Source organism: Bacteroides sp. 51 (genome assembly GCF_010500965.1).
Classification (GTDB): Bacteria; Bacteroidota; Bacteroidia; order Bacteroidales; family Bacteroidaceae; genus Bacteroides.
On the sequence record NZ_QVMI01000001.1, the window covers coordinates 363,640 to 380,026 of the forward strand.

At 41.6% G+C, this 16,387-nt stretch carries 14 protein-coding genes; 5 read left to right on the forward strand and 9 right to left on the reverse strand.

What is annotated here, in order from left to right; genetic code table 11:
* Positions 1 to 140: 140 nt before the first annotated feature.
* Positions 141 to 617, reverse strand: coding sequence for an N-acetyltransferase (locus tag D0T87_RS01270; RefSeq protein ID WP_163172034.1), 477 nt, complete (start codon positions 615 to 617; stop codon positions 141 to 143).
* Between the two features lie 193 nt (positions 618 to 810).
* Between D0T87_RS01270 and D0T87_RS01275 the strand changes: the two genes are divergently transcribed.
* Positions 811 to 2,034: a serpin family protein gene (locus D0T87_RS01275; protein WP_163172036.1), complete on the forward strand. Its 1,224-nt coding sequence runs from the start codon at positions 811 to 813 to the stop codon at positions 2,032 to 2,034.
* Positions 2,035 to 2,351: 317 nt separating this feature from the next.
* Here the strand turns inward: D0T87_RS01275 and D0T87_RS01280 are convergent, their stop codons facing one another.
* Both D0T87_RS01280 and D0T87_RS01285 read right to left on the reverse strand, forming a co-directional pair.
* Positions 2,352 to 2,564 carry a hypothetical protein gene (locus D0T87_RS01280; RefSeq protein ID WP_163172038.1) on the reverse strand — a complete coding sequence of 71 codons (213 nt, stop codon included), beginning with the start codon at positions 2,562 to 2,564 and terminating at the stop codon, positions 2,352 to 2,354.
* Positions 2,565 to 2,962: 398 nt separating this feature from the next.
* Complete coding sequence (locus D0T87_RS01285; protein ID WP_163172040.1) at positions 2,963 to 3,169, reverse strand: hypothetical protein; 207 nt, start codon at positions 3,167 to 3,169, stop codon at positions 2,963 to 2,965.
* Positions 3,170 to 3,488: 319 nt separating this feature from the next.
* Here D0T87_RS01285 and D0T87_RS01290 point away from each other — a divergent pair, with 319 nt between their 5' ends.
* A complete protein-coding gene (locus D0T87_RS01290) occupies positions 3,489 to 3,809 on the forward strand; it encodes a hypothetical protein (protein ID WP_163172042.1) in 321 nt (106 codons plus the stop codon).
* A 31-nt stretch (positions 3,810 to 3,840) separates the two neighbouring features.
* Here the strand turns inward: D0T87_RS01290 and D0T87_RS01295 are convergent, their stop codons facing one another.
* Positions 3,841 to 5,766 (reverse strand): ATP-binding protein, encoded by a 1,926-nt coding sequence (locus D0T87_RS01295; RefSeq protein ID WP_370526797.1) that lies wholly within the window; start codon positions 5,764 to 5,766, stop codon positions 3,841 to 3,843.
* 164 nt (positions 5,767 to 5,930) lie between these two features.
* On the opposite strand from D0T87_RS01295, the gene D0T87_RS24120 reads away from it, so the two are divergent.
* Entirely contained in the window at positions 5,931 to 6,095 is a 165-nt protein-coding gene (locus tag D0T87_RS24120) for a hypothetical protein (RefSeq protein WP_203558578.1), read from the forward strand.
* 85 nt (positions 6,096 to 6,180) lie between these two features.
* On the opposite strand, the gene D0T87_RS01300 is transcribed toward D0T87_RS24120, so the two are convergent.
* The 4 genes from D0T87_RS01300 to D0T87_RS01315 all read right to left on the reverse strand — a co-directional run bounded on the left by D0T87_RS01300 (position 6,181) and on the right by D0T87_RS01315 (position 10,421).
* Positions 6,181 to 6,765 (reverse strand): sugar O-acetyltransferase, encoded by a 585-nt coding sequence (locus D0T87_RS01300; protein ID WP_203558579.1) that lies wholly within the window; start codon positions 6,763 to 6,765, stop codon positions 6,181 to 6,183.
* Positions 6,766 to 6,885: 120 nt separating this feature from the next.
* Complete coding sequence (locus D0T87_RS01305; RefSeq protein WP_163172044.1) at positions 6,886 to 7,809, reverse strand: amidohydrolase; 924 nt, start codon at positions 7,807 to 7,809, stop codon at positions 6,886 to 6,888.
* A 19-nt stretch (positions 7,810 to 7,828) separates the two neighbouring features.
* Positions 7,829 to 8,845 carry a zinc-binding alcohol dehydrogenase family protein gene (locus D0T87_RS01310; protein ID WP_163172046.1) on the reverse strand — a complete coding sequence of 339 codons (1,017 nt, stop codon included), beginning with the start codon at positions 8,843 to 8,845 and terminating at the stop codon, positions 7,829 to 7,831.
* Between the two features lie 643 nt (positions 8,846 to 9,488).
* On the reverse strand, positions 9,489 to 10,421 hold the full coding sequence (locus D0T87_RS01315) for an aldo/keto reductase (protein ID WP_163172048.1): 933 nt from the start codon (positions 10,419 to 10,421) through the stop codon (positions 9,489 to 9,491).
* A gap of 180 nt (positions 10,422 to 10,601) precedes the next feature.
* On the opposite strand from D0T87_RS01315, the gene D0T87_RS01320 reads away from it, so the two are divergent.
* The gene (locus tag D0T87_RS01320; RefSeq protein WP_163172050.1) at positions 10,602 to 11,630 is read left to right on the forward strand and encodes a LacI family DNA-binding transcriptional regulator; all 1,029 of its coding nucleotides are present in this window, start codon (positions 10,602 to 10,604) and stop codon (positions 11,628 to 11,630) included.
* Between the two features lie 121 nt (positions 11,631 to 11,751).
* Positions 11,752 to 12,324, forward strand: coding sequence for a hypothetical protein (locus D0T87_RS01325; protein WP_163172052.1), 573 nt, complete (start codon positions 11,752 to 11,754; stop codon positions 12,322 to 12,324).
* Position 12,325: 1 nt separating this feature from the next.
* Here D0T87_RS01325 and D0T87_RS01330 read toward each other — a convergent pair whose 3' ends face one another.
* Entirely contained in the window at positions 12,326 to 16,363 is a 4,038-nt protein-coding gene (locus tag D0T87_RS01330) for a two-component regulator propeller domain-containing protein (protein ID WP_163172054.1), read from the reverse strand.
* Positions 16,364 to 16,387: the final 24 nt, after the last annotated feature.

Consider the following 16,387-nt stretch of genomic DNA (forward strand, 5'->3'; position numbering starts at 1 on the left):
GGAGGTGTGTGAGATTTGTATGTAGCGTGTAATTATTATGCTTGCTCGCACACTCCCAACCCCCTTATTCATCGGCTTTTCAGAAGAGCGTGTGAGATATGACGATGTTCGAGGAAGAAAACCATTAGAAAGACTTGATTTCAATTCACCTTTCGCTCCAATACAACCATATCTTTGAGCATTACTCCGTTCTCGTAAATCGGTTCCGGGAATTTGTCCAGGAAGTAATCTTTGCGGATGTCACATACTTTGAAGCCATTCCGTTGGTAGAAGTTTATTTGCCGCATTCCACAATCGGCCGTGCCCACTTTAAGAGACGAATAACCACCTGTCTGTGCTATTTCCATTGCCTTATCAAGTAAGATACTCCCTATTCCCCGGCTCTGCAAAACAGTGTTGACGGCGATATTCATGATCTCTATCTCTTTGGGAGTGTTGGGTTGCATTGCCATCACCGCGATAGGTATTTGTCGGTTTGGCATGGTTGCGATATAAATATCCGAATGAGGCAGATATTTGTCGATAGCTTCCACCGTCTCATCGGCAAGCAATAACAGATTGTATGGTATGGGGGCATCCGGTGCCAGCTTTTTTATTTCAATATCAGTTGAAGTCATAGATATTTAGTCATAGAGATATTAGTTGATTGTTGGCACCTGAAACTTGCGTGGTTACATATATTTCGGGTTTAAGGCGTAAAGATAGGAAATAAATGGAGTAATTAAAGAAATAAAATAGAAGATAGATGCAGTAATCAGATTATAAAGTCATTTATAATGTATATATTAACCCCAAATATAAAACTAAATTATGAAAAAGACTATCCTCTATTTCCTGGCTTCGATGCTTCTATTTTCCTGTCAGTCAGATGATCCAACGCCAACACCAGACGAGCGTGAAGACATTCCATTAAGTCGGTCCGAACTCGAAATGACCGAGGTGGGTAATGAATTTGCTTTTGATTTCTTTAAAACCATTGCCGCCGGAGAAACGGAAGATAATCTGTTTATCTCTCCTCTAAGTGCTTCTATTGCATTATCCATGTGTGCCAATGGCGCAGCCAATGAAACACTTGAAGAGATGAAAGCAACTTTAGGCTTTAAGGATTACTCTCTTGAGGAAATGAATGCATATTATAAAAAACTTGTTGGCGGATTACTTGCGGTAGATAACACCACTACGCTAGGTATTGCCAACTCTATCTGGATCAAAAAAGGATTCGATGTAAAACAACCTTTCATCGATTTGAATAAAGACATTTATGATGCAGAGGTAAGAACGCTGGACTTCAATGCTCAAGCTGTAGCTATCATTAATCAGTGGTGTGCGGACAAAACCAATAAAAGAATTCCTAAAGTCTTAGATAATATAAGTCCTGACGCTTTACTTTTCCTTATCAATGCGTTATATTTTAAAGGTACCTGGACTTATGAATTCGATAAATCGAAGACAGTCAAAGAAGATTTTACAGCGATTTCAGGACAGAAGAAGAAAGTGGATTTGATGCGTCAGGAGTGCCAAATACCATACGTAAAGGATGAAGGATTACAAGTTGTTGAACTTCCATATGGTAATGAGGCATTTAGTATGATTGTCCTTTTACCCGAAGAAGGCCGCAACGTTGATGATGCCATCCAACAACTTACCGCCGCGAACTGGAATAAATGGATGAAGGCATTATATCCCCATACAATAGATATCAAACTTCCGAAGTTTAAACTGGAATACGAAAGAGATTTAAAAGCTGATTTGAAGAATATGGGAATGATTCTTCCTTTTGCTGAAAATAAGGCTGACTTTAGTAATATGTCCTCCCACACCCCTCTGTTTATAGGATTGGTGAAACAGAACACCTTTGTTGAAGTTAATGAAGAAGGAACTGAAGCAGCGGCTGTAACAATTATCGGTATGGAAACATCATCTATAGATGGCCCCCCAGTAACTACTGTTCATGTTAACCGTCCGTTTATCTATATTATAAAAGAAAAGAGTACAGGCGCTATACTCTTTATGGGTAAAATGGGAAGTTTATAAGGATTGTGCACTTGTAGGGGCGGTTCGCGAACCGCCCAATATACAGGAAGCTATTCTGGGACTTAGAAGCACAAATGCAGAATATTCCCGATAAATACAAATACCCCCCCCAACAACAGATTGTCTTATACCCCGAAAAGAGGATGCGTCAAAGAATTTATGACACACCCTCCCGCTCGATCGCTTCTTCTGCTATATTAGATACGAATGATTGATAACCTCATTTCATTCTCTTGAACCATCTGAGATTTATGGCAAAAACTGGTTCTTATATTCAGCAGTTTACACGATCCTTTGCTCAATACGAGTAAAAAGAACTACTTCTTACGACCGTTTTCGGATTCGAAACGACCATTAGAGTCTCTTTTTTCATTCTGAGCGTTCTCACCTCTGTGGTGATTCATTGTTCCGGATGATTTCTGACCTTTCATGTTTTCTTTGTGGTCACTTGATTCAAAACGTCCGTTTGAATCTCTTTCTTCGTTACGAGCGCGTTCGCTTCTCGATTCTGATGATTGATTTGTTTTCATAATCTTGGTTTTTTTAAATTTATAATCTTTTTTTGTGTACCAGGCCCGATACTATATTATAGCATTCAGGATTTGATGTTGATATATTTGTTTTTGTTCAACAGTGTCTTCCCAAAGCTAAATCATCAACAAAGAGCTTTCGACTAATGTTTCTGCGTGGGTTGAAATTCTAATACTCTTTAAATTACTTTTTGTTATTGTCGTAATTATTTAATTAGATTTCTTTGTTTTGTATAAAAGATATAATAACTTATGGTATTCCGGATAGCAATCTTTGATGTTGCGTCTTTTTGAAAGGAATTTTAGTAGAGTAAGAAATAAAAATCGCAATAAACGTAAAAGGGCTATCTGTTTAGCAGTTTTATGTTTATTGCGATCAAAGAATATAAAGAAAGATATCAGAACCAATAGGATGAATCTGACATACCTATTTCTTTATGCATCTCACTTGGCGTTTTAATTCCCGTATCGGGCATTTCGTGGGGAATGTTCGGAATTTCCTTGGGGAATTTATCCGGTTGTTCAGGCATTTCTTCTTCCGGTTTTCTTTCCGGCTGTTCATTCGGATGAATATCCGGTCTTTCTTTAGGCTTGTCTTTATCCATGTTGTTAAGGTTTTAAGTTGGTAAATATTATTATTGTATTCCCTTGCAACAATGGGCTGCCGTATTAAGTTCATCTTCTACGGTTTGTGTTTGTCTTAACAGATAATAAATAACCGGTGTATTCATTTAAAATTGAATAACGTTATATTTTTTACTGTTTTCTATATAGGCTGTTAACAAAACAAACACTTTTTATTTCTGTTATAAAGGAATAAGATAAATATTAAAATGGTTATGTATGATAAGCGGTAAGGATTTGCGGATTGGTAATATAATAAGGTGTACCCATCACCTCCCAATAGGGTTTAGGGTTCCCCTTATGATACACTCTAACGTTACAGAAATAAGAGAGGGTATGGTAGGGACGGGTGAAGGCTTTTATAAGTTCGCTGATATAGTGCCCATACCTCTTACGGTAGATATTTTGCTTAAAGCAGGAGCTAAGTCTATCACGGAAACCGAATACATAATCAGTAAGATAGCGGAAAAAGACCCCGATGTTTATATCCTGAAAGATATGAATAGCTTCTATCTGAGTATTGCTCAAGGTGGTAAGTATAGCATAGGTGTTGATTACCTGCATCAACTCCAGAATCTATATTATGTATTAACAGGAAGGGAATTGAATGTTAACATCTAGCCGATGCCTTGGCGAATAACTATCCTTCTTATTACATAGCTACACAGAAAAGCAGGCGTGTTCCTTTAGTGTATTCCTTGTCGACAATCAAGTATCCTCCCAGCTTTTCGGCAATGATCCGGCAAATAGGTAAGCCAAGTCCTGTACCTTGTGAGAAATCATCCAGTTTAACGAAGCGTTCAAACACATGGTCTTGTTGATCAACAGGGATACCTATACCAGTGTCGGTTATCGTAAAGAGCAGTTGCCTCTCCTTTTCTTTTACCTCATAAGATAAGATCACTGAGCCTTCATTAGTGAATTTTGAAGAATTATTCATTAAATTCTCCAACACCTGGGCTATCCGTTCATAATTACTGTTTATGGTCAACGCATTACAGGTTGACTTAAACTCAAGTTTTACGGCATCAGTAAATAAGGGTTTGACTCTTTCCAAGGCTGTCTGGCAACAACTATTTACATCAATGGGCGAGCGTTTGATCTCAATATCATTATCAAGTGCAGAAATATCAAGGATATCACTAATCAGTTTTAATAGCAGATTACTGTTATCTTCGATTAAGGAAGCATATTGCTTGATTTCTTCATTCTCGGCAAACAAGTCGGCCAGTACAGCAGAGAAACCTACAATAGAATTCAGTGGTGTACGAATCTCATGGGACATGTTTTGGATGAATACTGTTTTCATCCAGCTGCTTTGCTCGGCTATTTCCTTGGCTTTGCGTAGTTCTTCTTCGGCTTGAACGAGTATATGGTTCTTTTTGTCTAGTTCATCCCTTGACTTTTTCAGTTTACGGTTCAGCCTTCTTTGCTGGTATAAAGAGAATGCAACGATACATAGAATACCTGCCAGGGAAAGGGATATGATCTGTGTGTTCTGGAGTTGTTTCTCCCGGGATATTCTTTCCAGTTCTATCTTTTCTGCATTGAGTTGTTGCAGATTGAGCATGGTTGCAAATTCGCCGGTGGTAACTTCCTCGTTTCTTTCCTTTTCCTTTTTTTGTTCAGCAATATACTCACGATATAACTCGGCTGCCTCATCTTTTCTGTTCATATCCCAAAGGAGATCGGCTTTTGTTTTGTTCAATCCTGCCAGCGTGCTGAAGTCATTTTTCTTTTTTAACTCAGCTTCCCGTTCTTCCAGTATATTCAGAGCTTTGTTGTAATTTCCTGTTTTCCAGTAATAACTAGTTTCAACTTCATAGTAATAGTGAATATGACGTTTTAATGCTGGTTCGGTAAGGTACATTTGTTTGCATTCTTCGAGTTCCTGCCAAGCAGCTTCCTGATTGTTCTCGGCAAGGTACAGGTCTACATAAACCAATTTTGCAGTAACTTTATGATAGGGTGATGTGGCGTATTTGAGTGCTTTTTCGAGTAGCTCAGGGGCTTTTTCTTTTTCTCCTTGTTCAATGTAAATCTTGGCTGCATCGCTGTACTGGAAAGATATGTTGAGCCTTTTTATGTTGTTCTTTTCAAAATACTTAATTTCTTTAAGCATAAATTCGAGCGCTTTTTTCTGCAATCCTTTAGCACTATAGATATTGCCCAAGGCATAATAACACTCAGCCAGACACGCTTTTTCGGTTTCTTTTTGAGCTTCGCCCAACATTTTCTCAGCTTCGATGAGGGCAATATTGTATTCTCCCTGTTTGATGTAATGGTTTATTAACCGGGCTGCCCAAGCCCAATAATATAGTTCGGGATTCTTAACTTTCTTTGCAAAGTTCTTTAAGCGGTTTACTCCGGATATGACACTATCTGTCCGATTTTCTCCTTGTCCGTAGTAGTAATAATCCAGTTTAGCTCCTAAAGCATGTTTGGCCACTGCGGTATCATTTAGGCTGATTGCCATTTGTAACAGCGTGTCTGAGGCTGTTAGTACAATAGGGTCTGTAGGGTTATTGAAGTACTTTGCTTGATAGGCATGCATGCTATCAACGCTAATTGAGTCCACTTTTTTTGCAAAAGTGGACGTTGTGGTGAATTGGAAAATAATACAAATAAAAACAATCTTTCTCAGCATCTCTCTCTCTAAATCGTTAAGTGGTTGTGTGTTACGCCGTGATAAAGATAGCACAATTAAAACGATTAGAGGGGTTTCTTATCAAAAAAAGTGCGATGAATGATTTTTTTTATCTTTTTATTGCAATTCGCAAGATATTGAAGCAGGGTGCTGCTTTTCCAGGTCTTCGTGATATCAAGAACCTGGGTGTGGCGCCTGGCTACTGTCTCGGAGGAGTTTTTCCTGAAATTCTTTATGTTTCCTTTGTTTATCTAATTTAATACAATGTTAATTGATAAATAAATAAGCAGAAAATGAAGTCTATAAATCACATGTTTTTATCTACGGATGCCTGTTTTGCTTGTTTTAAAAGGTTTTGATTACACGGCAAGGGCTTCCTACTGCCAGGCAGTTGGCGGGGATATCTTTGCTGACTACGCTTCCTGCTCCGATGGTGGTGTTATCGCCGATGGTTACACCGGGTAGAATGATGGAACCTCCTCCAATCCATACGTTTTTGCCGATAGTGACGGGTGCACTGGAGGTTTTCCATGTGCCAAGCGTATCTCCGAGGTTTTTATTTAATCGTTCATTTGGGTCTACCGGGTGTCCTACGGCATATACCTGAACGTTAGGACCTATACCCGAGTTATCGCCAATGGTGATTTTGTTGCAGTCGAGGAATACGCAGTTCATGTTGATTTCTACGTTGTTGCCGAGATGGATGTTTTCGCCATAGTCTACGTAGATGGGAGCAGATACCCAGACGTTGCTGCCTTTTGATCCCAGAAGTTGGTCGAGGATAGCATCCAGTTGTTCGCGGTCGGTGGTGTCTGCTGCGTAATATTCTTTTGCCAGTTTCTTGGAGAGATGCCATCGGGCAATTAATTCAGGGTCGGCGGCATCGTAGTATTCGCCTGCAAGCATCTTTTCTTTTTCGGTTCTAAGCATATGATTGTTATTTGGTAAATATATGATTTACAAAATTAGCATATCCTGGGTATAATGAAATAGTACTTTCTTTTTTTATCAGTAAAAAAGTATCCGCAACCTGGCAGCGGCAAGGTGCCGCTACTCAGACATGTTTTTGATGTAAGGGAGTTCTACAAGATCTGTAAAGCGATAGAACTTCTCTGCGTTGCGTCCCAGAAACTGGGCTTTTTCTTCTTCCGTCATCAGGTTGGACTTGACTACAAAGTCATAAGACATGCGGTAGGTCACGGCCGTAATGGTGCGCGGATAGTCCGAGCCCCACATCAGCTTGTCTATACCCACAAGGTCGGCCGCCTCTTTAATGGCAACCACTGCTCCGCGGAAAGGATAGAACTCGTCATTGAACAACCAGGTGATACCCCCGGATTCTATGCGCACGTTCTTATGCCGGGCCAGTTTGATTTGTTCCAGCCAGTCGGGACGGTTCACCATTCCGAAGTGTCCGATAGCGATGCGTAGCTTGGGGCATTCGGCGATGATTTCTTCCATCTCGGCAACTTGCGCGGCGCCATCGGCAAGGTCGACAGAGAACAGGATATCTTTCTCTTCCATCAAGCGGAACATCTTCATCATTTCATCGGAAGTAAGATATACTCTGCCATCGGGTAATAAAAGACGCTGGGCGGGTATCTTGATGGCAGAGAAACCTTGTTTGATCAGTTCTTCTGCATGAGTAAAGTATCCGGGTCGGCGGGCGTCGACCATACCGCAACAAAGGAAGCGGTTGGGGTATTTCTGTTGCACCTCCCACAAATATTCGTTCTGTAAACCGTCGATATATTCCTGCGTGATCACGGCAGCAGATACCTGGGCGTAATTCATATTGGAGAGGAATATCTCTGCCGTGTTCCGTCCGTCGATGATAAACGGTGGAACCATCTGGCGTACCTCACCCATGAATAGCGACTTGCCGCCTTCCTGGGTTTTAATTTTTAACCCATCGACCTCGGTGTCCTGATGTAGCCAAAGGTGGGCATGGGCATCTATTATTTTGTAATTCATAAGTTAGGATTAAATAAACTTAAAACCGAACCAATATCCGGAACACCTTTCCGGGGTTTGCTGCCCAACCATCTAGTGCTTCCTTGGCTTGTTCGGGGGCGTAAACACCGCTGATAAACTTCTCAACCACATCCGGGTCGCGCTTTACATACTCAATAACAGCGCGGAAATCTTCGGGCATGGCATTCCGTGAACCGCGGATATCCATCTCTTTCATTACGAAATACTTCGTTTCGAAAGCAATCTCGGTTTTAGCATACCCAATGCACACCACACGCCCTGTAAAGGCGACTTCATTAATCGCCATCTGGTAAGTAGCAGGAGCACCTACGGCTTCGATAACCACATCGGGGCCTGCGCCGTTCGTCATTTCCTGCAAACGGGCATGCACATCTTCGGTCACTGAGTTAATCGTGTAATGTGCACCGAGTTGCTTGGCTAGTGCCAGTTTCTCATCGTCTACATCCACGGCTATCACCCGTGCACCACGCAGGGCGGCACGCACAAGAGCGCCGATGCCGATCATACCGCAACCTACCACCATGACGATATCGAGATCGGTCACCTGTGCGCGGGATACGGCATGGAAGCCCACGCTCATAGGTTCCACCAAAGCAAACTGGCGGGGAGTCAACGCATTGTCTACAATCACCTTTTGCCAGGGCACAGCTTTATACTCGCACATAGCTCCATCGCGCTGCACGCCAAACGTCTGGTTAAACTGGCACGCATTCGGGCGACCGTTACGGCACGACGGACAATCTCCGCAACTGGTATATGGGTTCACCGTACAAGACATACCGGGCCGAATGCTTTCAGGAACACCTTCGCCAACAGCTTCCACCATCGCCCCAATCTCATGACCGGGGATAACGGGTAGTTTCACCATCGGATTCTTGCCCAGATAGGTGTTCAGGTCCGAACCACAGAATCCAACGTACCCGATCTTCACTAATACCTCGCCGGCACCAGCCTGAGGCTTTTCTCTTTCTACAAGAGCGACTTCACGCTCTCCTGATATTGCAATTGCTTTCATTTGGTTTATTGGGTTTTATTTATTTTTAATTTCTAATGAATTAATTTATTTATTTAGTTCAACAGGGATTGGGTAAATCCCTTATTTAGCAGATGTTGGTTATGAGTGTTTTTGTATAGGTATGAATACTTTTAATTAACGTGAATTCAATATAAAAATCATCCATCTAATCTAGAGGGTGTGTCATAAGTCTATTTTGTCACGTCATTGCGAGGGGTTACCCGAAGCAATCCAGCTCACAAAGCGTACAAACAGGATTGCTTCACTACGTTCGCAATGACGAAGTGGATTTACTGACTTATGACACATCCTCATACATCTATTTACTTTATCTCTTATATAGAACTCACGTTAAATACAAGCTACATCTACCCTGTGTATACTTACTCCTTAGCTTAGCAGCACAGTAAGGCTAGCAAGTTTTTACTAAACCTATATAAAGGATGAAGAATAGCGCTGTTTTTCCGGAAGAATAGCGCTGTTCTTTGCGAAAAACAGCGCTATTCTTCATCCTTTATAACGCTTGCGTGCCGACGGTTTATTCATTGCGTACAAATTCTTTATTCGTAGAGTGCAGATAGTATATCAACATAGCATCTTACTTAAGATGCTTAAACATCCGTTTTACTCCTTATTATTTCCGTTATGAATTCAACCAAGTATCGCGGAAACGAGGTTCAAGTATTTTCTGCACCTCGGCCAACAGTTCCTCATCCAGCGGTTCGTTTGCCCACTGAATATTCTGTAACACAGATGACGGACGGGTCGTACTGAACAGCGTCGTAGCGATACGGGGATTGTTCACCGAAAATTTTACCGCAAGTTGCTCAATAGACTGCCCCTTGCTCTTGCAGTACTCCATCGCCTTACGACAAAGATCTTGTAGCGGTTTCGGAGCAGGATGCCAATCGGGTGCTCCCCTTTCCGTCAGCAATCCCATAGAAAAAGGAGAAGCGTTGATCACTCCGATATTTCTTTCCTCGAAATAATCCAGATAATCGGCCAACGCATCATCATTCAGGCAATAGTGGCAGAACGAAAGAACACTTTCTACCGTCCCGGCAGGTACATGATCAATAATATACTTAAAATGGCGAAGAGTAAGATTCGTAATTCCTACATGCTTAACAATACCCTTATCACGAAGTTCAACCAATGCCGGAAGAGTCTCTTTGCATACCTGCTCAAGATCGGCAAACTCAATATCATGTACATTAATCAGGTCAACGTAATCGATATTCAGACGTTCCATGCTTTCGTATACACTCTCGGTAGACTTCTTAGCCGAATAGTCCCAATAGTTCACACCGTCTTTTCCGTAACGGCCCACTTTGGTAGAAAGATAATAGCGGTTTCTTTCAATCTCCTTCAAAGCCTTACCCAACACCACTTCCGCCTTCAGGTGTCCGTAGTACGGAGACACGTCGATAAAGTTAATACCATTATCTACTGCCGCATGAACGGCATCTATTCCCTCGCCCTCTTTCAGTGAGTGAAAAACACCACCCAGCGACGAGGCTCCAAAACTGATATGGGAAACCTTCATTCCCGTCTTTCCAATTTCTCTGTATTCCATGATATATGTATTTACTGGCTTGTTTCTTGTCCTGAGTTCAAAAATAAAGGTAAACAGCATTGAGTAGACTCCAAAAGGCGCAAAATGCTACGCAAAGGTTTGCGTAAATCAATAAAGGGTTATATATTGCATCATTTATTAAACCATTATCGGGCGGTTCGCGAACCACCCCTACAGTATATGAATAAAGGTAAACCCGTTTCATTGAAAGACCTGGCAGAAGAGCTAGGTGTATCCGTTTCCACAGTTTCCAGGGCACTGAAGAACAGCCCGGAGATTGGAGAAGAAATGCGCGCGCGCGTCAAAGCATTGGCTAAGGAACGAAATTACCGGGCAAACCCCTTTGCACTCAGCTTACTAAAAAACACGGTACGCATCATTGGTATCATTGTGCCCGATATCGTCACCCACTTCTACTCATCCATCATCAGCGGCATCAGCGATGTAGCACGCAAAAACGGATATTCGGTTATCATCAGTTCCTCGTACGAACAATATGAACAGGAAAAGCAATGTGTAGAAGACCTCATCAATCTTCGCGTAGAAGGCATCATTGCCTGCCTCTCTCAGGAAACGACAGACTACAGCCACTTTGAGATACTCGCCGATCAAAACATCCCGTTGGTCTTTTTCGACCGGGTATGCCTGACCAATCAATTCTCTTCCGTGGTGACCAATAATGCCGAGTCTGCCCAACAAGCCACCAAACACTTCCTGTCCACCGGTTCCACGCGGGTAGGATTCATCGGCGGTTCCAACCATCTGGAAATCGTAAAACAACGCAAACACGGTTATCTGCAAGCGCTCCGCGAACATAAGATACCGATAGAAAAGGAACTGGTGTTCTGCAAACACCTCAGTTTCGATACCGGATACGAAGGAACATGCCGACTGTTATCCCTGCCTCAACCACCCGATGCCATCCTCGCCATGAACGACAGCCTTGCTTTTGGAGCCATGAAAGCAATCAAAGAACGTAATTTGCAAATACCCCAAAACGTCTCGCTTATTGGCTATACAGACGAACTCCATTCGAACTATGTAGACCCACCACTGACTGCCGTCACCCACCAAACATACCGGATGGGAGAGGTTGCCGGTTTGTTGCTTATTAAGAGATTGAAAGGAGACTTATCGGCCAGGCAAATTACCGTTCCAGCCGTACTTTCTATAAGGGAATCGTCCAAAAAGAACAGTTTTAGGCCGTAAATTCTTTTTTCATTATTTAACTTAACTTTCTACTGATAAAATTAGTATTTTACTCCTAAATTGCCCATATTTGTCTTCAAGCTAAACACGCAGATCGATCACGATCTGGAAGAACTGAGCCATGATTATAAGACAACTAATTGAACAAATGTGGGTACCCGACGATGAATATAACATAAGGTGGTTGCCCATAAAGGAACAAATCTTTTCAGGGAGCAAGTATCCTCAAATGATTTTTAATCCGGAGTATCACTTATATGGAATCACTTCTACGGGACTATTGGTCAAAGAAGAAATTGAGATACTTCAGGAATGTTTCCAGCTCAGCCACATAGAAGAGGAATTTATTTTAATAATAGAAGATGAACACGGAGAACGATCAAGTCCGAAAATCAAACTCCGCCTGCCCATAAACCAGCCCTGGTACAAAACACTGCCTCACACCAAATCATTAGAAGAAATTATACTCGAAGAGTTTCAGCTGACTACAGGTTGCTATTGCGTCTTCGGAAGCAATGGCATCTGGGCAAAATACGTAGCTATAGATCTTGTCGATATGGACATGGATATCTGGGCATTCAAAGACAAGGCACTGATGGACTTATTCAAAGACCGCCACCGCGACTTCCCGGACAACATCAATAAAGAATTTATGGATATGTTGCCCAAGGAATATGGCAGGATAGAACTTTAGCTTACAACTGTTTCAAATACTCTGAAGGTAATATGCCAAATTCATCCTTAAAGCACTGCCTGAAATATACCACACTGTTCATGCCGACTTTGAAAGCCACCTCGGAAACGTTATATCGGCCTTCCAACAAAAGGCGTTCAGCATACTGCATCTTTATTTTGCGTACATATTCATTACTGGAAATACCTGTCAGCGCCTTCATCTTACGATAAAGCGTAGACTTACTCATATACATATTATCGGCCAGATAGCCTATATCTATCTTCTCGGACGACAATCGTGCTTCGATCAACTGGTTTATCTTCTCAATAAACTCATTATCCAGTTTGTTCAGAGATTGTGCCAGCAAAGCTCGTTTCTCCTCCTTGTTAAAGCCCGGATTTGTATTAAACCGTTCGGCCAACCGACGGCGGGATTCAAGCAGATTATTAATACGACTGTGCAATAAAGTTGCACTGAAAGGTTTCGTCAGGTAAGAGTCCGCCCCCACCTGATAACCCTCCTCCTTATCTTGCAATGAATCTTTGGCAGTCAACAGGATCACAGGAATATGACTGGTACGCACATCCTCTTTTAGTTTCCGGCACATCTCAGTCCCGCTCATTACAGGCATCATAATATCACTTACAATGATATCAGGAATACAGTTTAAAGCCTGTTCCATTCCCTGTCCGCCATTTGCCGCCGTCTTTACATCGAAATCATCGGAGAAAGATTCTACAATATAATTACAAATATCCTGATTATCTTCTACCACCAACAGAATGGGCTTCTCGGTAAATGATGATTCCGGAGTCTCCTCATTCTCAACCAATTCCTCCGAAGGCTTTTCCGAAGCATCAGCATGTAAAGCATGAGGATAAATGTTATCGGTTACTAAACTGAAATAAAAAGTAGTTCCTACATTCAAGGTACTTTCCACCGTGATTTCCCCCTCGTGCAGTGTCACCAGATTCTTTACCAATGCCAACCCGATACCTGTACCCGAGGCCTGATATTCACTTCTTTCCTGATAATAACGATCGAATATATGAGGTAATGATCCCGGATTGATTCCATAACCTGTATCACTTATCTTTATTTCGGTATAGTTAATATTATCCTGCATCTTGTTGTATAGCTCTAATGTAATCGAACCTTTTTCCGTATATTTAATGGCGTTAGAGATCAGGTTATCCAGTATGATGGTTACGACTTCCTTGTCAAAGTACAACAGTACATCTTCCTTCTCTACTTTAATATGGATCTCAACACCAGGTTTACTATTCAATTCCTTATATTTAAGTCCGGTTTCATATACCAGATGAGCCATATTATCATAGCTCACACACAATTTCTTATTCTGCGTCTCCGTTTTCCGGAACTCTAGTAACTGATTAATCAAATTCACCAACCGGACGGCACTTTGATGTATGACAGATACCTTCTGCGCATCTTTGTGAGAAAGTGAATTGCTCTTCCGCATATCCTCCAAAGGTCCGAGTATCAGTGTCAGAGGCGTGCGAAGTTCGTGGGTGATATTCGTATAAAAGCGTAAACGCTCATTGTTTAACTCTTGTTCATGTTCATGCTTTTTCTTCTCCAAATCATATAGTACCTCCATATCCAGTCTCTTTTTATAAGCTGCAAGGATAAATACCAGAATGAATATACCGAACAAGACATAAAACGTTTTTGCCCACCAAGTGAGCCATAAAGGCGGAACAATATAGATGTCTAAAGAGGTGATTTCGTCCGACCACTCCTGATTCCGTATGCGTGTCTTGACCTGGAAATGGTAGTCGCCCGGCGGAATATTACGGAAAGTTACACTGTTGGGGTCTGTTACGGTGTACCAGGCATCTTCCAGCCCCTTTAGCATATAAGCGTATTCCACCTGACTGGACAATGCATAATCCTGTACATTAAAGGTGATATTAAAACTGTTTTGTACATAACTCAGTTTTACTTTCGATTGCTCATTAAAGGCAACGATTTCTTCATTACTCCCTGTATTGCCCAGACGGCCAAATATTTTCATCTCTGTGATAATCGCCGCAGGCGCTTCACGTTTTGCTAAAACAAACTCCGGGTCAAAGTAGCATAACCCATTAATAGAACCAAAATAAATATTTCCATTTGCGTCGTGTGCTACACTCCCACTCATGAAGTTACCCATCGGAACATTGGCCCAATGATCAAAGTTATAGAACACCTCCTTATCTACCAATAAACAACTGATACCTTTATTGGTACTCACCCATATATTACCTTTGTAATCTTCGGTTATGGCGCGTATGTGAGTATTGGCCAACCCTTCCTCACGACGATATACAATATACTCCCAGTTTGATGACGAGGCAAAACGTACTAACCCTTCGCCGGTTCCAATCCATATATTCTTCCTGCTATCCTCATAAATTGCATTGATGGTATTGGATGGGAAATGATTGCTTGTATTAAATATATGGATGTTTTTTAAGCTATCATCACCCACGCCTAGTCCGCTGCCAAAAGTTCCAACCCACAGACGACCTTGCGAGTCTTTTATGATGTCTCTTATCAGATTATTCTCAAAATCATGATGGCTAACAATACGCTTGCCGGCAATATCAACCTTATAGATACCGCTACTTGTAGCAATCCATAGCATATGTTGGTCATCCTCATAGAAAGAACGGACGTCTATATGCTGGATTTCCTTCAAGAAGCTCCTGGAGAAGGCTTTTTTCTTTGTATCGTAGTGATTGACTCCATCCATAAACAGGCCAAACCACAAATTGCCTTCCGAATCGCACAATGAGGCCTGCACGGAATTTCCACTTAAATCACCATATTCTTCCTGGTATACAGCTACCCTTCTGCCTTTATCGAACAGATTAATACCTCCTCCATCTGTACCGATCCATAGCCTCGACTGATTATCTATACAAACACTGCTTGCTATTTTATTATTCAGTCGGCTTACCGAGTTCTGATCCGATGAATAATAATAACCACTAAACAACTGTTGCTCATTACTTAAGAAGTTAATACCGCCGCCCCAGACACCTGCCCAGACATTCTTAAATGAATCCTGGAAAATACACCGTACACTTGAGTTGGACAACCCATATCCGTCGTCACCTTCCTTTATATAATGGAATTGAGTCTGTTCCGGCAAAAGAAATAAGCGTTGGGTTAAATCCATGATTGCAATTCCACCGAACTCCATGGCTATCCATAACTTCTCATCAAACTGTCGAATATCAAATATATAATGAGAAAGATGACCGTCTGCCGGATTAAAGCGAATGAAATTCTCCGATTCAGGATTGAATAATGCCAGACCTTTGTTCGTTCCCAACCAAATGTTATTGTTCGCATCTTTGAATACACATCGTACTTCGTTACCCGGTAAGCTGTTTTTATCGTTAGGATCATGCATAAAGTTCTTCACCCTTTTATTCTTAAGAGAAAGTACACTAAATCCATGATGTACATGTCCGATATATAGTTTCCCATTCCCTCCGTCGGCCACAGCCCACACATTGTCACTTACCAATTCGGGTACAGTTTCCTTATTGTAATGAGAGAAGTGGCCGGTTTCTTTATCCAGGTAGTCTATTCCCCTCCAATAGGTAGTGACCCAAAGGTTACCATCGGCAGCAGCAGTTATATTAGTAACATCATCTGTAACAATGCTTTCGGAAACAGAATCATTGTGATGATAGAACGTGAAAGTGTCATTGGCGTAGTCATAAGCATTCAGTCCGGCTCTTTGTGTACCAATCCACAGAATAGAATCTTTCGGGTCGTCGAGCAAGCAGTTCAGTTCATTACCTGTGATTCCATGACCGTTTTGCGTTTCACTTTTATAATAGGTGATAAAACGTGTACCGTCAAACTTATTCAGTCCTTCATCTGTTGCAAACCACAAAAATCCCCGCTTATCCTGGGCAATACTGACCACATAGTTATTGGACAATCCTTTTTCAACACCCAGTTGTTTAATCGCATAATGTTGTGCCGATAAACGCACTGAGAACACCAGGAAGCATAGTAAAAGTGTATTTTTCATAATCTCGTCATTTCAACTAACCCA